General features: G+C 39.8%; 21 protein-coding genes and 1 pseudogene. All 22 read right to left on the reverse strand.

Annotated elements, in window-relative coordinates; translation table 11 throughout:
• Positions 1 to 6: 6 nt before the first annotated feature.
• The 22 genes and pseudogenes from CCK98_RS28960 to CCK98_RS29070 all read right to left on the reverse strand — a co-directional run bounded on the left by CCK98_RS28960 (position 7) and on the right by CCK98_RS29070 (position 24,464).
• On the reverse strand, positions 7 to 648 hold the full coding sequence (locus tag CCK98_RS28960) for an aquaporin (RefSeq protein WP_088089761.1): 642 nt from the start codon (positions 646 to 648) through the stop codon (positions 7 to 9).
• A gap of 31 nt (positions 649 to 679) precedes the next feature.
• Positions 680 to 1,024 (reverse strand): helix-turn-helix transcriptional regulator, encoded by a 345-nt coding sequence (locus tag CCK98_RS28965; protein ID WP_088089762.1) that lies wholly within the window; start codon positions 1,022 to 1,024, stop codon positions 680 to 682.
• 524 nt (positions 1,025 to 1,548) lie between these two features.
• Entirely contained in the window at positions 1,549 to 1,821 is a 273-nt protein-coding gene (locus CCK98_RS28975) for an EAL domain-containing protein (RefSeq protein ID WP_088089764.1), read from the reverse strand.
• A gap of 54 nt (positions 1,822 to 1,875) precedes the next feature.
• Positions 1,876 to 2,352 (reverse strand): annotated as a pseudogene (gene manA / locus CCK98_RS28980) (mannose-6-phosphate isomerase, class I); the annotation flags it as partial.
• Between the two features lie 390 nt (positions 2,353 to 2,742).
• Positions 2,743 to 3,531: a 5-deoxy-glucuronate isomerase gene (locus CCK98_RS28985; protein WP_088089766.1), complete on the reverse strand. Its 789-nt coding sequence runs from the start codon at positions 3,529 to 3,531 to the stop codon at positions 2,743 to 2,745.
• Between the two features lie 17 nt (positions 3,532 to 3,548).
• A complete protein-coding gene (iolE, locus tag CCK98_RS28990; RefSeq protein WP_088089767.1) occupies positions 3,549 to 4,445 on the reverse strand; it encodes a myo-inosose-2 dehydratase in 897 nt (298 codons plus the stop codon).
• A gap of 14 nt (positions 4,446 to 4,459) precedes the next feature.
• Positions 4,460 to 6,379, reverse strand: coding sequence for a 3D-(3,5/4)-trihydroxycyclohexane-1,2-dione acylhydrolase (decyclizing) (gene iolD / locus CCK98_RS28995; RefSeq protein ID WP_088089768.1), 1,920 nt, complete (start codon positions 6,377 to 6,379; stop codon positions 4,460 to 4,462).
• Positions 6,380 to 6,620: 241 nt separating this feature from the next.
• A complete protein-coding gene (locus CCK98_RS29000) occupies positions 6,621 to 8,084 on the reverse strand; it encodes a CoA-acylating methylmalonate-semialdehyde dehydrogenase (RefSeq protein WP_088090579.1) in 1,464 nt (487 codons plus the stop codon).
• A gap of 43 nt (positions 8,085 to 8,127) precedes the next feature.
• Positions 8,128 to 9,129 carry a 5-dehydro-2-deoxygluconokinase gene (iolC, locus tag CCK98_RS29005; RefSeq protein ID WP_088089769.1) on the reverse strand — a complete coding sequence of 334 codons (1,002 nt, stop codon included), beginning with the start codon at positions 9,127 to 9,129 and terminating at the stop codon, positions 8,128 to 8,130.
• A gap of 33 nt (positions 9,130 to 9,162) precedes the next feature.
• Entirely contained in the window at positions 9,163 to 10,185 is a 1,023-nt protein-coding gene (iolG, locus tag CCK98_RS29010) for an inositol 2-dehydrogenase (protein ID WP_088089770.1), read from the reverse strand.
• A gap of 224 nt (positions 10,186 to 10,409) precedes the next feature.
• The gene (locus CCK98_RS29015; protein ID WP_088089771.1) at positions 10,410 to 12,521 is read right to left on the reverse strand and encodes a DUF5054 domain-containing protein; all 2,112 of its coding nucleotides are present in this window, start codon (positions 12,519 to 12,521) and stop codon (positions 10,410 to 10,412) included.
• A gap of 28 nt (positions 12,522 to 12,549) precedes the next feature.
• Positions 12,550 to 13,314, reverse strand: coding sequence for a sugar phosphate isomerase/epimerase (locus tag CCK98_RS29020; RefSeq protein ID WP_088089772.1), 765 nt, complete (start codon positions 13,312 to 13,314; stop codon positions 12,550 to 12,552).
• Between the two features lies 1 nt (position 13,315).
• Positions 13,316 to 14,287 (reverse strand): aldo/keto reductase, encoded by a 972-nt coding sequence (locus CCK98_RS29025; protein WP_088089773.1) that lies wholly within the window; start codon positions 14,285 to 14,287, stop codon positions 13,316 to 13,318.
• Positions 14,288 to 14,335: 48 nt separating this feature from the next.
• Positions 14,336 to 15,619: a CehA/McbA family metallohydrolase gene (locus CCK98_RS29030; RefSeq protein ID WP_088089774.1), complete on the reverse strand. Its 1,284-nt coding sequence runs from the start codon at positions 15,617 to 15,619 to the stop codon at positions 14,336 to 14,338.
• 50 nt (positions 15,620 to 15,669) lie between these two features.
• Complete coding sequence (locus tag CCK98_RS29035) at positions 15,670 to 16,521, reverse strand: carbohydrate ABC transporter permease (RefSeq protein WP_088089775.1); 852 nt, start codon at positions 16,519 to 16,521, stop codon at positions 15,670 to 15,672.
• 5 nt (positions 16,522 to 16,526) lie between these two features.
• Positions 16,527 to 17,450: a carbohydrate ABC transporter permease gene (locus CCK98_RS29040; RefSeq protein ID WP_088089776.1), complete on the reverse strand. Its 924-nt coding sequence runs from the start codon at positions 17,448 to 17,450 to the stop codon at positions 16,527 to 16,529.
• Positions 17,451 to 17,515: 65 nt separating this feature from the next.
• Positions 17,516 to 18,841: an extracellular solute-binding protein gene (locus CCK98_RS29045; protein WP_088089777.1), complete on the reverse strand. Its 1,326-nt coding sequence runs from the start codon at positions 18,839 to 18,841 to the stop codon at positions 17,516 to 17,518.
• Positions 18,842 to 18,953: 112 nt separating this feature from the next.
• The gene (locus CCK98_RS29050; RefSeq protein WP_088089778.1) at positions 18,954 to 19,982 is read right to left on the reverse strand and encodes a LacI family DNA-binding transcriptional regulator; all 1,029 of its coding nucleotides are present in this window, start codon (positions 19,980 to 19,982) and stop codon (positions 18,954 to 18,956) included.
• 627 nt (positions 19,983 to 20,609) lie between these two features.
• Complete coding sequence (locus CCK98_RS29055) at positions 20,610 to 21,182, reverse strand: GNAT family N-acetyltransferase (protein ID WP_088089779.1); 573 nt, start codon at positions 21,180 to 21,182, stop codon at positions 20,610 to 20,612.
• A gap of 125 nt (positions 21,183 to 21,307) precedes the next feature.
• Positions 21,308 to 22,180, reverse strand: coding sequence for an aminoglycoside 6-adenylyltransferase (locus tag CCK98_RS29060; protein ID WP_088089780.1), 873 nt, complete (start codon positions 22,178 to 22,180; stop codon positions 21,308 to 21,310).
• A gap of 120 nt (positions 22,181 to 22,300) precedes the next feature.
• Complete coding sequence (locus tag CCK98_RS29065) at positions 22,301 to 23,275, reverse strand: Gfo/Idh/MocA family protein (protein ID WP_088089781.1); 975 nt, start codon at positions 23,273 to 23,275, stop codon at positions 22,301 to 22,303.
• Between the two features lie 79 nt (positions 23,276 to 23,354).
• Complete coding sequence (locus CCK98_RS29070; protein WP_088089782.1) at positions 23,355 to 24,464, reverse strand: Gfo/Idh/MocA family protein; 1,110 nt, start codon at positions 24,462 to 24,464, stop codon at positions 23,355 to 23,357.
• Positions 24,465 to 24,475 lie beyond the last annotated feature (11 nt).

Below are 24,475 nucleotides of genomic sequence, written 5' to 3' on the forward strand. Positions count from 1 at the left end.
TTCTCCTTAATTTTCGTGTAGTAGTTTATAAATAATTGCCGCACAACCTGCTCCTAAAATAGTAGCGACAATATACACCCATAGATGTTGTGTTGTACCTGATACGATGGCTGGACCAATAGATCTTGCTGGATTCATTGAAGCACCACTAATTGGACCTGCGAACATAGCTTCCAATCCTACCGTTGCACCAATGGCAATTCCTGCGAAGGATTTTACCGCTTTACCATGGACCGCAGAACCGAAGATAACCATCATCAAGAAAAAAGTAAGGATAAATTCCAAAATAAACGATTGTGACCATGATCCTCTTGGTAAGGTGGTACCGAGCATTGCAACGTTTCCAAATAAACAACACAACGTTGCACTTGCCGCAATCCCTGCAATGATTTGAATAATAATATAATAAAGTGCTTCTCTTTTCTTTATATCCCCATGAATTAAAAATCCAATGGTAACGGCTGGATTAAAGTGTGCACCAGATAGGTGGCCAAACGTGAAAATTAGTGCCATTACGACTAGCCCAAACGTAAGGGCTACACCTACATGAGTTAAACTTTTAGTAATCGAATCTATTACTACTGCACCCGTTCCAGCAAAAACAAGAAAATAAGTTCCTAAAAATTCGCTGATTAACTTTTTTTTCATTTTGTTTTAATCCCCTTGTTGATTCAATTGCTTAACAACCACAACGAAGTGTAGGATTGCTTTTTTCAATCTGTTTGATTTTCTCTGTCTGAACTGGCACATGCTCTAAAATTTCTTCTATAAGTCCATATAAATCACTTTGTGAATTCAAGGAATAATAGATCCACTGACCTCTGCGATCCTCTTTAACTAACCCTAAATCCTTCAGTTTTCGAAGATGCTGACTAATAGACGGCTGACTCATATCAAACACTTCAAGAAATTCACATACACAGCATTCTCTATGTTTTAAAATAGTCACAATGGTCAAGCGTGTTTTATCCCCTAATAATTTTAAAACATTGGCGGCTCGTTCTATTTCAACTATTGATTTCAACCTATTGGACACCTCCCTGCATATAAGCAAATAATAATATACTTATTTAAAGTCTATGTAATTTATGGTGTTTTAATTTTCCGTTGAATCCAAGAAATTACTTATCGTTCATGGACTTCTAAAAAGGATTCTTATAATTTAATACAAAGTTATATATAACTATATGCCTATATACTAGAACAAGATATAATTGAATTCAAGTACACAATTGTAAAGTTAGTGTAAATAAAAAGATTGATAACCGTAGCAATCAATCTTTTATTTAGAGATTATAATAATTTTCCCATTGCCATAACATCAACAAATTCACTTTCTAGAATCCCCTGTTTTTTTAAAAAATAAGGCTTTGTTATACTTGGATGTTGATTTCCGCTCCAGGCGCGTGCGGTTCGCGGGCGGTCCGGGGAGCCTCCTCGGCCCCGTCCTCCCGCAGGAGTCTTCGCGCCTTCCGCTCCAATCAACTTAGCTATAAAATCAACAATTTCCTTTAACATAGCCTAAAATAAAGAGGATTCTGCTCCCATTTAGAAAAACTTCTCCACCATATCGACTGAAGTGGGTCTACTAAGATAGTAGCCTTGTATTTTATGGCAGCCAATGCTGCATAAATATTGATATTGCTCCATTTCCTCGACACCTTCAGCTACCACATTCATACCAAGATTTCTGCCCATCGCAACCACTGCCCGACAAACCGACTTTTGATTTTTATTATCTAGACCCTGGATAAAGGATTTATCAATTTTGATGGTATTAAACGGGTACTGAACCAGGTAACTAATCGACGAATAACCGATCCCAAAATCTAGAGGATCCTTACACTTTGTTTGTTTGTATTAAATTTCAACCTATCAAGTATGCGAAACGATTAATTCACAATTCCCGTCTACTTTAAATTCGCCAAATCCCACAGGGATAATCAGATGAGAGCCCTTCTCCAATCCATATTGCTGACCATTATAAAGAAGTGTTCCCTCTCCCTTAATGACGCTGAGTAGCAAATACCGATCATCAAATGAAAAAGCAGCTTGCCCATTAACATCCCATTTGTAAACGGAGAAAAACTCAGACTCCACAAACGTGGTGATGGTTACATTTCCCCGCTCTTCAACTTTAGGAGTAACCCCAGCATCTTGATGAGGCACAGTTGTCACATCAATCGCGTTTTCTAAATGAAGCTCACGCAAATTCCCTTCCGCATCTCGACGGTCGTAATCATACACACGATAGGTTGTATCTGAGCTTTGCTGGGTTTCTAATACAAGTGTACCTTCACACAATGCGTGGATGGTTCCGCTTGGAACATAGAAAAAGTCGCCAGCTTTCAGTATGGCCAAAAGGACAATTCCATGAATAGGCCCCTTTAAAAAAGGAACCTAGTCAGTATTTTAATTGAAATTATTGTCGAGGAAATATTCTCTGTTTTCGCTAATATACTGCAATACTAACAAAAAAATACAATCTCTGACCTATACATACAATTTCCTCTATTAATCAAGTGTTTGACTAAATGTTCCAGAAGCCCTCTATATAAAGCTTCCCTAAATCAATCTTGTAAAAAGCTTGTTGAGAACAGAACAAAGAAGTAAACCACCTTCTCAACTTTTTTTCGCATAAATATAAGCCGACTATTTACAGATTGTAAATAGTCGGCTTTAAATGGACTTTTAGATCACTTTCATAGAAGATAGATTCTTTTAGGAAAGGTGGTCACATTCTCATTTCTCAGGCCAGATTTTCGCGTCTGGCTCGAGCAGCCATTTATGCTCTTCCTCCATAATTCTGTCTGTCCATGGATTGTTTTTGAGATGGCGAATCATCCAGCAGAAGTACATCGCATAACCTGGTGCTGTTGCTTGCGGATGGTCCAATTCACCAGGAATGGTGATATAGCTGTTATGTTCCACACGATAAGCTTCCGGCCCAACCATTGCACATCCAAAACCCTGTGGCTTATCAAAACGATAGTAATAAACCTCAGGTTGATCATGATGATGCGGTGGATAGCTTGACCAGCGGCCAGGATAGGAAATCACTTCACCAATCACAAGATTGGAATATGGTGCAGTATTATAGTCAAAAATGGTCCGGATGACGCGTTCAGCCGTTCCATTCCAAACTCCTTCACCTGCAATGGTGCTTTCACATTCCTCGGGAGTATACAGCTTGGCTTTAAATACTTTTTCATTATCCGTTTTTTGAACAAGTACTTCACTGTCCGCAAGCGCAGTGACCTTCACTTCTGCCTCTTTTGGGACATGCAGACACCATGGAGCTTCTTCAAAAACACTTTCCCGCTCGATTTCCTGTGTATTTCCGTTCCACTCCAAGCGGACAGCTCCTTCAAGAAGAAGGATGGCGGTCTCTTTGCTGCCGTCAAATAGCACATTGGCTTCTCCTTCAGCCAATGTGTAAATGCCGATATCCTGCAGCATATCAGGGTGCTTATTTTCCATATCTGTTATCTTGGTAAAACCATGTTTTAATTCACCAAACTTTTCATACATACGCTTTATCCCCCTCTTCATAGTCCGCTAGTTTCACGAATATATTGGCGTGCTTTCAATGCATACTCAAAAGGGTTTGCCACTGCAGGGTCCTGTTCCGCCTCAACGACAAACCATCCTTTATAGCCAGCAGTGTCCAAGACTTCAAATACTGGCTTAAAATCAATGATTCCGTCCCCTGGCACTGTAAATACTCCCTCTTTAACCGCTTGGAGAAAACTCCATTTCCCTTTGCGAACCTTGTTGGCCACATCGATTCGGACGTCTTTTAAATGAACATGATGAATACGACTCATATGTTTATTTAGTACGTGTAAATGATCTTCACCGGAAAAAACAAGATGGCCTGTATCGTATAGAAGTGATACTTTTTTAGGATCCGTTTCCGCCATCAAGCGGTCAATTTCTTCTGTCGTTTGGATACCTGTACCCATGTGATGGTGATAGACAATTTTCATCCCTTTTTCAGCTGCGAGGTCGCCAAGTAGATGTAAACCTTCGACTATAAGCTTCCATTCTCCTTCGGTAAAAACAGGCTTATGATCAAATAGCGCTGTCTCCATTTGACCTTGAATACTATTGCCTTGTTCAGAAACGACAATGACTTTCGCACCCATTTCATGTAAAAAGTCTCGTTGTTCGATAAATGCCTTTGTTGTTTCCTCATATGGTTTAGAGGTTAAAAAGCTGCTAAACCAAGCACTCGCGATTTCTAAGCCCCGTATTGACAATGCTTTTTGTAAAACCTCTGGATTTCGCGGGTATTTATTGCCGACCTCGCTGCCGGAAAATCCTGCAAGCGCCATTTCACTAATACATTGCTCGAATGTCACTTCACCGCCAAGCTCTGGCATATCATCGTTTGTCCAGCCGATTGGCGCAATCGCCAACTTAACTTGATTTCCCTCAAACATCCTCATTCCCCCTCTTAATATGCACGTGCTTTTTTTAGATTTGTTTGGTTTCTTTCATAGGCGGCTTGGATGCCTTCTTTTTTAGAAACTTCCGCTACACCTATATTCCACCAAGCGTTATAGCCATTTGTCATCGTTTTAGGAAGTACTTTGATGTCAATCAGTGTACTGACCGCTTGTTTTTTCGAATCATTCACAGCTGCTTCAAGTTCTTCCATTGTCCGAACAGAATACGTTTTTACTCCGTAGCCTTCTGCTACCTTGGCATAATCAATTGCCATGACCGGGCCGTCCAATTTTCCTGTTACTTGATTCCTTTTGCGGAATTCTGTACCAAAGCTGCCCATGCCATTTCCCATTTGCAAATTGTTAATACAGCCGAATCCAGAGTTATCAAACAGGATGACATTAATTTTTTTACCTTCTTGAAGGCTAGTAACCAGTTCAGTATGTAGCATCAGATAACTTCCATCCCCAGTCATCGCATACACTTCCTTGTCTGGTTCCGCTAGCTTCGCACCTAAAGCGCCGGCAATCTCATAACCCATGCAAGAATAGCCGTATTCCATATGATAGGTGTTACGTGTTATCGATACCCACATCCGCTGCAGGTCGCCTGGCAAACTTCCCGCTGCCCCAACAATCACGGCATTGTCATCAAGCAGCTCATTCAACTTGCCAATCACACGTGTCTGGGTCAGCTTGGAATGAAGAACTTCCTTATATTCAGACAGCTTTTCATCCAATTGACCTGCGATTTCCGGGATGAAGTCTTCTCCATATGTAATGCCATAAAGACGATTTAATTCTTCCTCCCATACACGCTTTGCTTCCACGATTTCATTTTCATATCCGGAAACGTAGTCTCCAAGTGCAGAGCCAATCATTTCGAGCCCAGCCTTTGCATCAGCGACCACCTTCACCGCATCTAATTTCGCTGCGTGGAATTCTGAAATATTAATAGTTAGAATTTCAGCATCACCGAACAATTGCTTAGAAGCTGTTGTAAAATCAGTAAAGCGAGTGCCTACCGCAATAATTAAATCCGCTTCTTGTGCAATGGAATTCGCTGCCGAATTACCTGTAACACCAAGTCCGCCTAGGTTTAGGGGATGATTGCTTTCGACACCGCTTTTACCAGCCTGTGTTTCTCCAAAGGGAATATGGAATTTTTCAGCAAATTGTAAGAAACTATTAGCGGCTTCAGAATAGCGCACGCCTCCGCCTAATATTAGAAAAGGCTTCTTCTTCGTTTGAATGTGTTTCACTGCATCACGGATACTTTCAGTCGACGGCTGCCGGCGCTCGATTCGATGAACTCGCTTATCAAAGAATCGTTCTGGATAATCCCATGCTTCTCCCTGTACATCCTGTGGCAGTGCAATCGTAACCGCACCAGTATCGGCTGGATTGGTTAAAACACGCATCGCGTTCAAGAGTGCAGACATGAGCTGCTCTGGACGATTGACACGATCCCAATACTTACTCACTGCACGGAAGGCATCATTCGTGGAAATAGATAGATTATGAGTCTGTTCAATTTGCTGCAATACTGGATCAGGTTGTCGGGAGGCAAACACATCACCAGGAAGCAAAAGAACAGGAATATTGTTCGCGGTTGCCGTTGCTGCAGACGTCACCATGTTGGCTGCTCCTGGTCCGACTGAAGAAGTACAAGCCATAATCTGCTTCCGGTGTTTTTGCTTGGCATAAGCCATCGCAGCATTCGCCATACCCTGTTCATTCCGTCCTTGATAGACTTCTAACTCCCCAGGATTTTCTTCCAATGCTTGCCCCAAACCTAGCACATTTCCATGACCAAAAATCGTAAAAATGCCTTTAATAAACCGTTGTTGTTTCCCATCGAACTCTACATATTGAGCGTTTAAAAATTTTACAAGCGCCTGTGCTGTTGTTAATCGAATCGTACCCACTATTTAATCCCCTCTCATCAAAACGATATGGCTTCCCTCACCTAAGAACTTTTCCGCGCGTTTGGTTGTGATTCCCGCGGACTTTCAACATAATTCCGCTGAAATCTGATTGAATTCCGCGGACTTTCACATTAATTCCGCCAAGTACACAAATCCACTAGGCTAGAACTCTTTTATTCTATAAAAAAAGGGATGCAGCATGGACTGTCTCCATCCCACCACTTCCCTTTTATTTCTAGAATTATTTTACATATCGAGCTGTAAGCATTTTCTTTCTTGTGTAGAATTCAACTCCATCCGTTCCATTCGCATGCAGATCCCCGTAGAACGAATCCTTATAGCCTGAGAACGGGAAGAACGCCATTGGAGCTGGAACACCCACATTAACACCAAGCATACCTGCATCGATGGTTTCACGGAATTGACGGACAGCTGATGCGCTGTCTGTATAGATGCAGGCTCCATTTGCGAATGGCGATGCATTTGCAAAATCTACTGCTTCTGTCAAATCTTGAACGCGGACAATGGATAGTACTGGTGCAAAAACTTCATCCTGCCAGATTTTCATTTCTTGGGTCACGTGATCGAAGATAGTTGGCCCAACAAAGTAGCCTTCTCCTTTTACTGCATCGTCTTCACGACCGTCACGGACAAGTGTTGCCCCTTGCTCAACTCCTGATTCAATATAACCAAGGGTACGTTCTTTGTGAGATTCACGAATAACCGGTCCAAGGAAGACTCCTTCATCAAGTCCATTTCCGATTACAATCTCATCGGCAGCCATCTTTAGTTTCGCAAGCAACTCATCAGCGATAGACTCCTCGACTGTCACAACAGCAGCCGCCATACAGCGCTCACCTGCTGAACCGAAAGCAGCACTAGTAATTTCTTTTGCTGCTACATCCAGATTGGCATCTTTTAATACGATCGAGTGATTTTTTGCACCAGCAAGTGCCTGAACACGTTTTAAGTTAGCTGTACCAGTTTTGTATACATATTCTGCAACCGGCTGTGAACCGACGAACGAAATCGCTTTAACAAGCTTATGTTCAAGAAGGCCATTTACCACATCATGTGCACCATTTACGATATTCAATACACCTTTTGGAAGCCCTGCTTCTTCAAACAATTCTGCAAGACGGGCTGCAAGAATCGGTGTTCGCTCTGATGGCTTTAATACGAATGTATTTCCACAAGCAATCGCTAGCGGGAACATCCAGCAAGGAACCATCATTGGAAAGTTAAACGGCGTAATACCGCCAACAACACCAATCGGATAACGGTACATACCGGATTCGATATTGGTTGCAATATCAGGAAGCTGTTTACCCATCATTAATGTCGGTGCACCTGCAGCAAATTCCACACATTCAATACCGCGAAGGACTTCACCATAGGCTTCTGAATAGCTTTTTCCATTTTCCTTTGTAACGAGCTTTGCCAATTCATCCCAGTTGTCCACAAGAAGCTGCTGGTATTTGAAAAGAATACGTGCACGTTTTGGAACCGAAACTTGAGACCATGTTTTAAATGCTTCATTTGCTGCCTGAACAGCATGATCAACTTCTTCTTTTGTGGAAAGTGGTACGATAGAAAGCTCTTCTCCCGTTGCGGGATTATAAACTACCTCTATTTTTTCTGATGTTGACTCTACCCATTCTCCGCCAATATAGTTTTTTAAAGTTTTTACTCTAGTCACTGTCATCTGAGAATCATCCTTTCTATTTAAAAATCTATTAATCTCACTTTTAAGCAAGTTCATAAATTGCTGTATCCATATGATTTAGAAGTTCTTCCAGTGATGGCATCGCATCTGAGCAGCTATGACGTGAAATGACAATCGATGCTGAGGCGCTTCCCATTTTCATCGCTTCTGATACGTCTTGCCCATTCATGAGTCCGTATATGAATGCTGATGCGTAGGAGTCCCCTGCACCGAAAGTTTTCAAAACGTTTGTCCGGAAAATACCGCTTCGGTGGGATGCGCCGTCTTTCGTATACGCAATCGACCCAGCACCACCATGTTTAATCACAACAAGTTCGGCCCGGTAAGAAAACCAACGAGAGGCTGTATTCTGGTCATCTGATTCTTCAATATGTAACAGTTTTTCCATCATGTCGAACTCTTCACGCGTCCCCATAATGACATCACATTTTTCAGCGGCCAGGTTGTAATAAACAGCGGTTTCTGCTTCATCCGTCCATGTATACGGACGATAGTCAAGGTCAAAGAATACGGTTAATCCGTGTTTCACAGCATATTCTAATGCAACAAATACAGCCTCACGAGAAGGACTTTTTGCAAGCGCAGTTCCAGAGATTAATAGTGCCTTTGACTGTTTAATATACTCTTCATCCACTTCAGATGGGTGCAGCTTCAAATCCGCTACATTGTCTCGGTACATCAAAATACTGCAATCTACTGGGCTTTTGATTTCTGTAAAAGCAAGGCCCGTTACGGCTCCTGTGCGGTCAATCTTCACTCCTGTTGTATCAATCGAATTCTTTTCTAAATAATTTGTAATGAAACGGCCCATTTGGTCGTCCGATACTTTTCCGATAAAACCAGTCTTCTGGCCAAGCCTAGCTGAACCAATCGCGATATTTGCAGGTGAACCGCCAACATACTTGGTAAACGTTCGCGTTTCCTCCATCGGACGGTTCGTCTCATTGGCATTCAAGTCAATGCAGAGCCGGCCCACTGCAATAAGATCGAGGGGTCGGACTTGATTAAATCTGAGCGGGTTCATATAACTTCCATCCTTCCGTTTAGTTTCCTAATACTAGACAGTTGCCGATTGACCAACCAGTTGCAACTGAACTGGCGCTCCAATTGCAAGCGACTTTTTAGCCGCATTGGCAATCCTCTCTGCCTGCAGGCCATCAAAAATGCTGCAGCTTACTGGTTTATTTTCAAGGATGGCAGTAGCAAACTCGGTTACCTCATTAGTGTAGGCTTGTGTGTAGCGTTCTAGGAAAAAGTACAGTGGTTTCTCTTTTGATACACTTTCTGCAGTGGAAAGCTCCACAGTGTTCGCACGATTGTTATCCGCTTGTGCAGCTCCCTTGTCACCTAACACTTCTAAGCGCTGGTCATATCCATAGGCAGCACGGCGGCTGTTTTCAATAACACCAAGAGCGCCATTGGCAAACTTTAACGTAATAATAGCGGTATCAATATCACCAGCTTCACCAATAGCTGGATTTACAAGTACTGCCCCAGTTGCAGATACCTCCACAACCTCACTGCCCATAATATAGCGGGCCATATCAAAATCGTGTATCGTCATGTCCATGAATAATCCGCCTGACGACTTTATGTAATCAACACTTGGTGGCTCCGGATCACGGGATGTGATGCGTAAAATATGTGGCTGGCCAACTTTACCATCTTGGACAAGCTCACGAATTTTACGGAAGTTGGGATCAAATCGGCGATTAAATCCAACTTGAAGCTTTACACCAGCTTTTTCGACAGCTGCAAGTGCTTCTTCCGTTTCTTCCACAGTAAAGCTGACTGGTTTTTCACAAAAAATATGTTTTCCTGCTGCTGCAGCTTCTTTAATAATGTTTGCATGTGTATTGGTAGGTGAACAAATAAATACAGCATTAATTTCCGGATCATTTAGGATGTCAAGGTAACTTGTTGTCAAAACTTCTATTTGCCTCTCTTTTGCCCATGATTCAAGATGTCCGATTGCAACATCTGATACACTTTTTACTCTAAGGCGTGGAATGCCTCTCAAATTATCCACATGTATTTTCCCAATACGTCCAGCTCCGATTATTCCTACAGTTAATGTCATAGCCCGAATCCTCCCTTTTAGTAATGATGGCCTTCACCGAAAAAAACAACTTCTTCTGCTATTTTTTCTAAAACCGCTGTTTCATTCAGAAGGAGTTAAATCTGATAGTTTAACATGATAAACAACTGAAAAAGTAAATCACCCTAAAATAAAAAGGAGGGCTGCGGCTCTCATTTCTCAATGATTATCTTTGCAGTCCTCTTTTAGTGAATACCATGAAAAAACTACAAATTAGATTTCAATTTCAACGTAAATCTACTTTTCCCGTTTTCTTCATACCACATCGGGAAGTTTGTTCCCCAAATATTGTTGTAGAGGTTAAAGTGAAATCCACCTTCTAAAGAAGCAAAAGTATTGTCAAACTGTAGCAGTCTTTTTTCTCCTGGTGAGACTAGCGGAGAGTCTTTTGTCTCAATTACAGCTTCTCCTTCTGCCCCATAATAATATAGACCTGAATCGACAGAATGAAGGTTCCGATTGCCGTTTCTCACAACTTCTAGTGGAGATATTCGTTCACCAAGCTTATCCAGTTTCCAAATGTTTGGATTATCAACTTGCAGTGCAATCGAAAACCACATTGCTTCTGGTAAGCGGTTTGCTTCTTTGTCAAACCAATGAAGCTCAATATCTATTTGTTCATTGTGTTTTAAAAACTTATATTCTATCGTAACCTCTTTAGGAGAACCAAATGATTCTACTGCATGTTTCGGCATGCTTAAATGGACGATTACATCATCACTTGCTTTTGTTTCGATTTTACTTAATGAAAGGATGGAAGGTTGATAGATTTCATGTTTCGGTCTTGGAATGACGAGCTCTATCCCCGGTTTTCCTTGGTCCGCATCAGACCACCGATAGGTTTGACTAGTGTTCTCAACATATTCGTCGAACCATCGATAATAATTTTCTACTCCAAATGACTCGTAAACAAAAACACCAATCCGTTTTTGTCTATTCGTCCACTCTTTTCCGTTTCCGTCAACTAAACTAGACATGGAGCCATCCTCTGCAAATTGTACGGTAAACACTCCAAGAGAATAAGACTTGTTCGTTTCTAATGTCTCACTACCCGGTTCCCGCTTTTGTGCCTCTAATGATTCGAAGGCAGCAAAGACTTCCTCTTGCCGATCAGCAGATAAGGCAGCAACAGCTTTTTGAATATATCCACGCTGTTCCTTCCAGGAATTTTCGAATAATTGATAGCTTCCATTTTTCCGTGATTCGGTAAAAACTTGCTCTGATAAACGGTCAAACTCATCAATGGCAAATGCACCTATATAACTATATTTATCTGGAACCGAATCTTCGACAATCTCATTTCTTTCTCTAGCATTTTGAAAATCTTGCTTTGAATAATTTTTATAATCATTGAGATGTTTTTTCTCATCTAATCCCCATGTATGTTCTGGAATTAAAAGCAACCAATCAGAAAACTGAGTATACTCTTCACTATTTACTTCTAATTTACCTTGAGACACCCACCCATTTCGGAGTCTAAGCAATTCGCGGTATTGAGCTACTTTTTTAGGATCTGTTGCCACACCATGGATCCAGGAATCGCCAATTTCTTCATAGACAACAGGCAGGGTGTGCTTAATGTCCTGAATCTTTAACGCAAATGCATCCATAGTCGATGCTTTGATAATTGCGTTTGGAAACCTTTCCTGTAAACTAGCAAACTCTGCTTTTATATCATCAATTGACGGTGGTCCGCAATTATCACCGGTATGCGCAAACACCATTACCTCATTTAGACCATCCAGTTTAAGAACATCCCCATAATTATCTGCATAGTTTACGATAATTTCAGAGCAATCTTGCCCCTTCCATACAAATATCGATGGAACGGAAGGAACTTTTGAGGCTGGGTTCACTCCTATATGCAAATATTTAATTCCATTACTTGCTAAATAAGGAATCACGGCTTTTGTATGACCAGGTACGTCCGTCATTTTTGCAGTGGAAGTCTCTTTTCCATATTGAGAATCTAATCGTTTCGCAATCGATAGGCCATATTGAAATAGTTCAGCATCTATTAATTCCGTATGTGTTGTAAATGGAAGTCCATGCCATGTGATAGATCCTTTTTGAATCGCAGCTTCCATTTTTCGTTTCTCTTCATTATTTGCTTGTTTCAAATACTCCTGAATAAGCCATGAGCCTGTCGTCCATACAAAACCTACTGAAGAATCTTCTTTCTCAAGGCTGTCTGCTAGTTCAATGGCCTTGGGTATGTATGACTTAATATATTGTTCAGTCACATTTTCTGCTAAATCGGTAAAGCCGATATCCAGATGTGTTTTAAAGATGACATGAACCACTTCAATCTCTTTCATGTTACTATTCGCCACCTTATGTAAGACTCTATGCGTTTACTTTTTCCGACATTTTTATGAGATTCGTTAGGCTAAGTTCTAAGCTATCCAATGGATTACCAGGACAGAAGTCTTGTTCTACCGCATAGAATTCAACCCCATTTTGTTCACCCCATGATAAAATAGGTTCAAAATCAATCGATCCAGTTCCAACTTCTGCAAAATACTTTCTTTCATCATTAGTCATATCCTTAAGATGCAGGATCGGGATCCGATTAGGAAATTTTTTAATATAAGAAAGCGGATCGATTCCAGCCATTTTCACCCAGTAGGTATCTACTTCTGGATAGAGTGATAACCCTTCCTGTTCTTCTAAAATGTAATCAAGAGCAAATTGCCCATCGATCTTTGTTTTAAATTCAAAATCATGGTTGTGGTAACCAACCCGAAAACCTCTAGGTGCTACCTTTTTAGCAACTTCAAGCAGATCTTGCTTTGCTTTCAGATAACCATCGACATTTTGCCTATTTTCTTCAAGGTAATGGCAAAAAAAGTCGGTAGTCCCAAACAAGTCAGCTTCTTTTAATACACTTTCTAACTCATCATTCATTCGATCAAGGCTAATATGCATTCCAGCTGTTTTTAAGCCAGTCTCTTTTAAAACCTCTGCAATTTCTTCCGCAGAATAATCATGCAGTCCATCGATTTGAACAGCTTTCCAGCCCATTTTCTTTAACTCACGTAACACGCCAGGAAAATCCTTGCTTATTTCATTCCGTAATGTATATAATTGGGCAGCAAATTTATGTTTCACTCTATTTCGCTCCTCCTATTTTGGTTTCAATCAAATTGAGATAGTCCATTTCCTTAGCGGTTAAGTGAATTTCTGACCCCTTGATGGAGGACAGTAATTCTTCTACTTTCTCCGGACCAATAATTGCCGCTGTTGGATAGGGTTGGTTCAGCACAAAGGCGAGTGCGATCTCAATGGCACTTGCTCCCTTTTCTTCTGCAAGCTTTTCGGCACGGATGAAACGCTCCCAGTTTTCCTCACTATAATAGACTTGAACCATTTCCTCATTTTCTCTATTTTCAGGTGTGAATCGACCACTAAAGAAACCACCTGCTTGTGACGACCATGATAGTAATGGCAATTGCGTTCCCTTATGCCAGTTTGAAATCTCTTCATTTACAGAGACACATCCAGGCCATCGCGGTCTATTGCATTGAGCTAAACTAAGATTTGGGCTATTAAAAGTAAAACCAATTAAACCGTGTTTAGCTGCATAATCGTTCGCTTTTTGGATTCGTGTATGAGACCAATTCGAGGCTCCTATCGCATGGATTCTGCCTGCTGCAATTTGCTCATTTAATACTTCGATGATAGGACCCACTTCTACACTTGGATCATCTCGATGGAGCGCATAAAAATCAATATAGTTTGTACGTAACCTTTCTAGGCTCTCCATAATATCTTTGGTAATAGCAGCTTGATTCACACGCGTTCCAGGTTCTCCATCATCAGGATGTGCTCCTTTCGTAAGGATGTAAATATCTTTACGAATTCCTCTTGATTCAGCCCATTCACCTAAAACAACTTCACTATTAATATATTGATGTGCGGAGTCAAACATATTCCCCCCCGCTCTGACATACTCATCCATAATAGTAAAAGCACGCTCTTCATCATTAAATTGATAGAAGTGAGCCGTTCCCATGATTAAGCGGGAGCACTTTTTTTCAATTGATTTATTTTCAACTATGCCTTTAAGTGTTATGTAGTTCATAATGAATCCCTCATTTCCATGCTATTAATCTATTGGGTTATAAAGATACTACTCATTCAAAAAATAAATGGGATTACTTAATGCTGCCATTTGTCTCATTTTGACTTCAGGTGAATAACGCCATACTTCGACTCTGTAAAATAAGCGGTTACCTACAGACCATGATAATTCCACTTGGTCCTGACCTTCCTCCACCATCACTTCTTGTTCAATTCCATGATTCGAAATAACTTTTACAACATCACTAAATTGAACATCCTCTACTTTTATCTCTACATTTTGATTCTTTTCTTCACACACATCACCCACCATGCTATTTCCGCATGTTAAGTTAATAAATGGCCCTTGCGGTAAATAGCTAAGGACAACATGCCCTTTTTCAATGGATTTTAATATATCGGAACTCTTTAGCGACTTGCTATACACCCAGGTTGTCGGCATTCCGTGCACGACATGCGGATGAGGGCGGTGAGCGTCACTGCCTCCAACGGCAACGAGTCTTTTCCCTAAAACCAACTGCTCTTGCCACCAATCGACGGCATCTTGGTTTTCCTCACGCCATGGTCCGTTCCAAACTTCAACCCAATCATAGTCAAAATCCCAGTCCCATCTCCAGCCAGTATTTCGGCAATACGGATGGTTTAAGGATATATAGGCACCATTTTCACGAGCCTCTTTTAGCCGGCTATGTAATTCTTCCATGTTATTTACTCTAAAATCACGAATCGGATCGTGTACACCAAAAAGGTTGAGATGGCCTTTGTTTGTTGTAAGCTCCATCCCAGGGATAAACAGCGTGTTGACATCACGAGGATAAGCTTCATTTTGACTAGAAGCGTTATGGTCGGTCAACCCTAAAAAATCAAGACCCTCGCTTTCGGCAATGTTTGCTTTTTCTCTTAGCGTGAAGGTTCCATCACTATGGACACTATGAGTGTGAAGGTCACCCTTTAACCAGCGGAGTTCTTCCGGCGAGTACTCAATCGTCAAAATCACTGTACAACCCTTCGTTGCAACTTTGTATGCTCCTAGGATGACAGCCCATTCCCCCGCTTCCAATTCACCGTGTAAATATCCAGGAGTCGCTTTTGCTTGATGAATAAAAAATTCCGTCCGCGCACCACCGCTCCAGCCGCGAATCCTTTTTGTATCCTTCACCCCTAAATCAATAATGCTAGAAGCTGCTCCTTCTTGAATGACTTCCATTTTCACCTTGATTTGTTCCGTACCAGCAGGAACCGTGACTGGAACCTCGATATATAAACTTTCTTCATCATGTGAGATAAATCTTGATACGGTTTCTGATTTTGAACACTCTTGGGCAATCCCCATGTTTAACCTCCTCCATGGATATTATTCCTTTGTAAAATAGAACCTTTTTTCTACTCTTTACCAGTTGACCCCAACCCGCCTAAACCTTGTTCAAAGAGAGGCTGAAGGATAAAATACAGGATAATCATTGGTAGAGCAGCTGTAGTCGCTCCTGCCATGATTAAGGGCCAATCGATATTATATTGTGTTTGAAATGCTTTTAATGCAATTTGAATCGTATACATTTCTTGCGATCTCGCGACTGTTAACGGCCATAAATACTCATTCCAATGACTTAGAAAACTGAAAATAGCCACTAACGCTAAGCCCGGCTTATTTAACGGAAGAATAATTTTCCAAAAGATTTGAAACTTATTACACCCATCGATTTTTGCTTGTTCATCTAACTCCTTCGGAACAGCTAAAAAGTTTTGTCTTAGCAAAAAAATCGCAAAGCCAGTGACAGCAAATGGGAGGATTAACGCTGGATAGGAATCCAGCCAGCCACTTGGACCTGAGAACGGCATATTTTTCATCATAAAAAATAAAGGTACGACCATTAAGCCTGAAGGAATCATCATCGTTGCCAAAACCAATATAAACAACTTATTTCTGCCTGGAAAAGTTAATCTCGCAAACGCGAAGGCAGCTAATGAGCTAAGAAAAACATTAATAACAGTGGCAATCAATGCCACGATAAAACTATTAAAAAAGGCTCGGGGCAGATTCGTTTCCTGCCAAATTTTCAAGAAATTCTCCCAATGAAATTCAGAGGGGATGATTTTGGGCGGCCAAACTAATACATCTCCCTGTGTTTTTACAGCGGTCATAAACATCCAGATATACGGACCCAGAAAGATAATTAATACAAAAAACAACAAGCCATATAAAATGGTATTCTTCATGTATTTAGATTTTTTCATATTGTTTATTCCTTTCCAGAAGATAGCTTCAGCTGTAGCCAAGTGATTAATAATAGGCACGGGAATAATACTAAAGACAATGCTGCCCCGTATCCAACATAGTTAAATTCGAAGGATTGCTGCCAGATATGTTTAATGACGACCATTGTACTATCCAAAGGTCCGCCATTTGTTAGAATATCAACCACAGCAACTACCTGAAAAGAGCCAATCACTGACATGACCATACTATAGACCAACATATGAGTAATCGACGGTAAGGAAATATGAAAAAACTGTTTCCACGCATTTGCCCCATCTAATCTTGCGGCCTCATAATACGATTGTGGAACCGATTGAAGGGCTGCAAGAAAAATTGGCGTATTATAGGCCGCACCTCTCCAGGCTCCAATAAATATTAGAATGAGCATGGCAGTAGTTGGCTGAAGTAACCAGGCGGGGGGTGTCTCCATTCCAAATGTCTTTAATAAATAATTGAGGATCCCTAAGTTATCATCAAATACCCACAAAAAGATCATCGCGGTAATAACCTCAGAAGTGATCGTCGGTAAAAAATAAAACACCTTAAAGAAACGTAATCCTTTTAGCTGTCTGTTTAACAGGACAGCTATCGCTAATGCAGCTGAGATTCCTAATACAATTGATCCAAACGTATAGACTAACGTGTTGAAAATACTTTTTAAAAATAATGTATCCTCCAACATTCTCGAGAAATTATCTAACCCGATGAACTCCGCTGGATTAGGCAAACTATAATCAGTAAAGCTGAGCCAGATTAAATAAATGATCGGAACAATGGAGAAGACAAACAGAAGACTAAGCGCTGGTAATACAAATAAATAAGACCCTAAAATATCTTTAAACTTATGTAACTCCCTTTTCTTCTTTCTTATTTCTACATTCATAGAAGGGACCGTTTCTGACTTCATCTATTTCACTCCCTAGAGAGAAAGGGTATGTATTCATCCCCACATACCCTTTCATTTCACTTGTTTTATTTTGCGTTCTTAATGGCTCTTTCGGTGACCTCTTGTGCTTGATCCAATGTCTTTTGGACATCTGCACCATCAAATACGGAGCGAAGTGCTTTACCCCAAGCATCATTGGCTTCTGGATATGCTTCTAGTTTATAAGGCTGCGCATATTTCAAAGTTTCGATATATGGCTTCAGTAATGGATCCTTGAAAAATTCATCGTTATACTGGTGTGCTTTTACCGGGTGACGTCCCATTTCTTTTGCTAAGCGGATGGAGTATTTGTCCGAGATAAACCATTTCATCAACTCAAAAGAGGCAACTTTGTTTTTGGAACCCTTTGGAACAAATAAGCTTCCTCCACCCAATACGGAACCTTTCGCTGAAGCAGGAATCACCGCAGTGGCTAGGTTTTTATAAGCATCAGGAAACTCGTTTTGAATGCGGGCAATATCCCAAGGACCTGAAATAAACGATGCCGCTCTGCCTGTTCCAAACATCGCAACAGGATGGTCAGATTGACGTTCTTGTGGAGGCGGTACTGGTGATGCTTTATGAACTAACGCTAAATCGGTATACTTTTTCATAGTATCCACAACGATTGGATCATTTAAGTTAGCTTTGGCTTTATCGCCATCAAAGGTTAAAATATTCGAACCTTCTGCGACAACGTTTCCAAAGAATGACCATCCGCTTGCATTTGTGACAAAGCCAAATTGGCCTTTCTTTTTATTCGTCAGTTTCTTAGAGATTTCCGTTAATTCATCAAAGGTCGTTGGCGGTGCCTTAATTCCGTTTTCCTCAAAAGTCTTTTTGTTATATAAATAAATGAGGGTATTGATGTCAATAGGAACACCATATTTAGTGCCTTTCCACGTGATATCCTCAATCCCGCCAGGCAGGAACTGATCTTCTTCGCCCCATTCATTCCATAAATCATCTACAGGCTCGGCTAATCCTTGTGCACCAAAGGCAAAGGCATGATTGTGTGCCATATCAGGTACAGCGCCACTGGAAACGGCCAACTTTACTTTATTCGTCATCTCGCCCCATTCAATCCCAACCGTTTTAACAGAGATATTCGGGTATACAGACTTGAATTCATTAATTGCATCTTGTATTGGCTTTTCATTTGCATAATCGGCAGCCAGCCAAATTTCTAAATCTGTCTTCGGCAACGATGCAACTTTTTCGTTAAAAGCTGGTAAACCATCTTTAACTAAATCTCGGCTTGGTGGTTTAACGTCAATTTTTTCGTTTGACTTATTCTCGGAACTTCCCGTTTTTGACTGACACCCTGACAAAACAAGGAGCACTGCTAAAATGGCGAATAAAAATTTCTTCATATTAATCCCCCTAATAATATATCATTGCGCAAACCCATCCATTTTGTCTGATCTAAGTTGCTTTTCAAACGATTCACAAGTGGTAACTCACCCCCTTGGAAAATAGTTTCTATTAGAATCTACTAGCGGATTGGATGAGATTCTTACAGGAATCTCGTATGACCAGTTCTGCAGGTATCATTTTTTGCCTCGGTGCCAATTGCTCCTTTAACACATTGATCAAGATTTCGGCGGCTTCTTCCCCTAGCTTCTCTGGAAACAATTCGATACTGGTAAGTTTCGGGGTTGTCTCTAATGCTAGTGTTTCATTGTTACTTAATGCCACCAATGAAAGGTCATTTGGTATTTCTATACCTAGTTCCCTTGCTGCACGGAGCACACCTAACGCAACACGGTCAGTATCAGCGATGATAGCTGTGTATTTTTTTTCTTTATAAGTTTCTAGCAAACTATAAAAACCAAAGTCTGAAGCATTTTTATATCTATTCTGGTCATTATAGAACACATTCTCTTCATTAAAAGGTAAACTAAAGTTTTCATATGCCCGCTTTAAGCCTTCTCTTCGATCATCCGCTACCGTCATGCCAAAGGAAGCATTGAGAAAGAGAATGTCTTGATGGCCATATTCGATTAAAAACTCCCCAACCTCTTTGACAGTTTCAATATTGTTGTTGTCTACAAATTTCGTATCGACATCCTCTTTGTTCGGTCTGCCAATCAGTACATAAGGCAGATTCATTTTCTTATAGTGAACAATTCTCGGGTCTTCATCTTTCGGATTTAATAAAATAATTCCATCTACAGGATCTCTTGAAAAAATCGCTGAATTTTCATTCTCATACACCCGATCCAGAAGAACTCGATATCCACATTCTGTACACTTTTTGACGACGCCATTAATCACTTTCAGATCAAAGCTGCTTAGTTCGGTATCAATCGTTGGCATCTTCAGTCCAATAATCATGTTTTTCTTCATCGCTAGACTTCTAGCAGCATGATTGGGGAAGTAGTTAAGCTCTTTCGCTACACTCAATACCCGTTCCGTTACTTCTGCACTTATTGGCCTTTTTTTACTAAACACACTGGAAACAGTCCCCTTGGAAACTCCAGCTTTTTTTGCCACATCAGCAATAGTTACCATTGTTTTCTCCTTCATACTAGAGATTATTAAACCGGTTTAATAAATCTTAAAAAAATAATAATATCTAGAAGAAATATAAGAATCTCTCTAAACACTTTCTTAGATATTTACTGTTTAGATCGTTATTTAATTAAAGCGGTTTAATTATTTTATGTAAAAAACCACAATTTACTGTTCTTTCCTACCGGAACCTATAAAATAATTAGGTACATCTTTGATAAAAGACGACGAAATCGTTAAACCGGTTTAATAATTGATTACGCTTTCATTATATATACATTTCTAAAAGAAAACAATATTCTGAATATAATTTCTTTAAAATATCTAGAAATTAGTAAAATCTGCAGATACCTTTCTATTAATAATCATGACTTTTGTATGATTTCATGCGTTTAACCGATTGAAATGCGAGTGTGAAATATGGGAATAAAAGTTAAAAAAACAGCCAACTAACTTCTTCTGTAGTGACTGTTTGTTTCATGGTTAATCGTTCATGGTTTATCCCACTAGTAAACTCTACTACATGGCTGTATAAAGCTGGGCCTGTATGAAAATGACATATCTCTTAGTGTCATACATGTCAAATTAGGATTATTAACTAAAAAATTGCCAGTTTGTTAAATAAAGCTAAATCTTTAAAAACTTTCTTAGATGGGGCATTGCTAAAAAATATTCATTTTTATAGTGAGAAAAGCTTCCACTACTTAATATTTCAAAACCTGACTTCAGGTAAAGCCCAATGGCTTTATAACTCCAAGTCTGTGTATGAAGGAACACATCTTTATCCCCTTCAAGTAATATTAGTTTTTTTAGAGACTCAGAAACCAATGCTTTTCCAAGTCCACAACCTTGGTATTCTTCATTCACAGCAAACCAATGTATTGATGGTACCCGTTTGGTTCCAGTCATATTCCACCAACTTGTAATAGTCCCTACTTCCTCTCCCCTTTCATTCTGAACAAAAAGCAAGCGTCTTTTCAGTTCATCCAAAAAAGGTAAATAATTCTCTTGAAAGTATTTCATAGCTTCATCTATATTAGTAAACTCACCAACTGAGGTTTCAATTTCAGCCCATTTCATTTCTTTACCTTCCGAAAACCATACAAATGAGTACCCTTTTGGCAAAGAAAAGCAAGAGACTGGAGCACCTGAACCTCTTTTCATAATCACATTAAAATAAGGGATTGATTTATCTAACAATCTGGTATCACCTCTCGAATTTTCCCTTTCGTTATTCCATAATACCGCCCCTTTAGTCGAATAAGAAAAAGGCTGTCGTATCAGCCTTACTTTATTAACTCAAGCACTCTGTTAGTTGAAATAGATCAATAGATTTCATTGGCATTTGGTGATAAGCCTTCAATATGCTTTAGATACTCCGTAACATATTTATCTTGTTCAAAGGGGAATTCATAATTTAAACTATCTGCAACATCTTTTGCTGTACTACGAAACAAATTAGCCATTGTAAATAATGCTCTCCATACATTTTCATAACTTCCATCGGAAAAGGTAGAAAGAAGTTCCTTCCAACTCTTTTCTGAGAGAAATCTCTCCAAATACTTCCCGCATTTACCTATACTAATTGAAAAGTCCGTTTGAATACCTACCTGCCATTCTAGCATTTTAATTAGCATCGGTCTGACGTAATTATTAAGATGTTCTTGTGCATAAAGAATTTCCTTTCTCCACAAACCCTTTGCTACATATGTGGATACCCACCAAAATTCATTACAACAATCAGCATAGAATTCAGCAGATGGACGTTTTACCCAATAGTCCTCATCGGTCGGAGAAGGGATTGCACGAAGGCAATTATCCTTATCCATTAAAATAATAGTTAACTTATCCTCTATACAATACTTGTCTTTTTCATTTAAGGGAATTAACGTTAGGTCAATACGATTTCCATCTGTAAACTGCATCAAATAGGAGAACCGCCTTCCCAATGTTGGCGAAAACATTGACATAGTTTCAGGTGTTTGCATAATGATTCGTTCACCAAAAACCTCTATCCAATTGTGGTTACGTAAAAAGGAATCCATTTCGGTTACGAGATAAACAATATCAAAATCCTGAAACATATCTTTTGGAACATTCGGATTTGTTCGTGAACCATTCATTCCCACAGCACGAATTCGTTCATCTTTTTCCGCTATTTTTAAAATTAATTTTTTCATCTCCTGTTCTGTCCGCATTTCTTTCCTCCCTGATCATTTACATGAATGAATTATTCCAGTAATCATTAAATACCTAAAAAGCACCTACCTAATTAAATTAATATTACTAGGTAGATGCTTTATTTAATTCAATCTCAATCATTTAATAGATGTAATTGACTGATATCCTGCCGATTGATAAATTCTCTCCGTCAGTTTTACCACTTCTTTCGCGAAATCTCCAGGTACCATTACATTGTGACGACCAAGAATCGCATTGATAAAACTTTTATCCGAATTAGTTGTTTGCTGAGGAAGCTCAGGTATGACGGGTTCTTTACCATTCATTCGAAGAACAATCTTACCGTTGTCATAAAAAATCGCTCCATTTTCTCCACAAAAAACATATGTTTCATGCCAGCATGGGGCATTCCCAACAATATTTAGGCCAGCTACAACATTATTTTCAAAACGAATCGATGTAAATGAATCCTGTTCTACTGGAGTATGATGCTGCTCCATTTTTGATTCAATTTCGATCGGTTTTAATCCTGTCGTCCATAAAAGTACGTCTATTATATGACTTCCAGAATCCATAAGCATCCCTCCACCAGATAACGAAGGATTTTGCCGCCATGTACCAGTGGTTAAATGTTTCCAATCCTGATATAGAGAAGCTGTTACCGATGTGAGATTTCCGATTATGCCGCTTGAAATTGCATCACGGATATATAGAAAAGCTGGTTCAAAATGTCTTTGGTATGATACTTGTAAAACTCTGTTTGCCTTTTTTGCTAATTCTATAAGATGTTCTGCCTCTTCTAGCGAACAAGCCATTGGTTTTTCAATCAGAACATGACAATTATGGTTAATTGCATCTACCACATGTTTAAAATGAAGGGTATGTGGTGAACAAATAAGCACCGCATCCATTGTAATGTTCTCTAGCATGTCATCATGATTATTAAACTGTGCAATATTTTCAAGGTTAAAACTCTTAATCAATGTATCTCTATTACCAGAATTTGGGTCAGAAACCGCTACAATCCTAGCGTTTTCTAATTCTCTCAACTGTTTAACATGTAAATGAGATATACCACCTGTACCAATAATACCAATTTTAACACTTTCCATTTATATCCCTTCCCTCATAAAAGGATTCCTGACATTTGATATTAACCTAATCTGACCACATGTTGATAAAAATGGAAGTTTACTTATTAGAAACAAGACTAGATTGTTCTTCAAAATAAACAGCTTTCCCAGTTTTTGCAGATTCATAGATTGCCTCTAAGATTTGGGTAACGACAAATGCTTGTTCTGGTTTTACGACAGGTTCTGTGTCATTGATGATATTATCAATCCATAGGCGGGCTTCAAGATCAGCGTCTGTTTCTGATTTTCCATCGTAAAATGCTACCCCACCTGCACCAAGTTCAACATTCGTCGTATAGAGTTTACCGAAGCTTTCCCCATTAATTCTTAGGCCATCCTTCATATCGGCTCCGCCTTCTGTTCCACTCAGTGAACATTTTGCTTCATCAACATCTAAAGAGTTCAATGCCCAACTCGATTCTAATACGATTGTTGCACCATTCTCCATTGTGATAAAACCAAATGCAGAATCTTCAACTGTAAACTTTTCAGGATCCCACGGTCCCCAAGCATTAGCTGCATCTTTCTTCTGACTTAATTTATGGTAAGTTGTTCCCATAACAGATTTCGGCTTATAGTTGTTCATCATCCACAATGTTAAATCAAGTGCATGTGTACCAATATCAATTAATGGACCCCCACCTTGTTTTTCTTCATCAAGAAAAACTCCCCAAGTAGGTACAGCGCGACGACGAATGGCATGTGCTTTCGCATAATAAACCTCCCCAAGATCTCCTCGTTCACATACCTTATGTAAATGTTGGCTGTCCGGACGGAAACGATTGTTATACCCAATCGTCAGTTTTTTACCAGAACGTTTAGCAGCCTCCAACATAAGACGTGCTTCCTCTGATGACTTCGCCATTGGTTTTTCACACATGACATGTTTGCCTGAATCAAGGGCTGCTACAGAAATTTCAGCGTGGGAATCATTCGGAGTTAGTACGTGCACCACCTCGATCGACTCATCCAGAAGTAACTCTTGATAATCTTCATAAACTTTTGCATTGGGGGCTCCGTACTCAGCTGCTGCTTTTTCAGCTCTTTCAACAAGCACATCACAAAATGCAACCAATTCAACGTTTTTTAACTTTGCTAAACTTGGCAAATGTTTCCCATTTGCAATACCACCACAACCAATAATTGCTACTTTCACATTTCTAGTCATATTTTTTCCTC

Source organism: Bacillus sp. OV166, assembly GCF_900177675.1.
GTDB lineage: Bacteria > Bacillota > Bacilli > Bacillales > Cytobacillaceae > Neobacillus.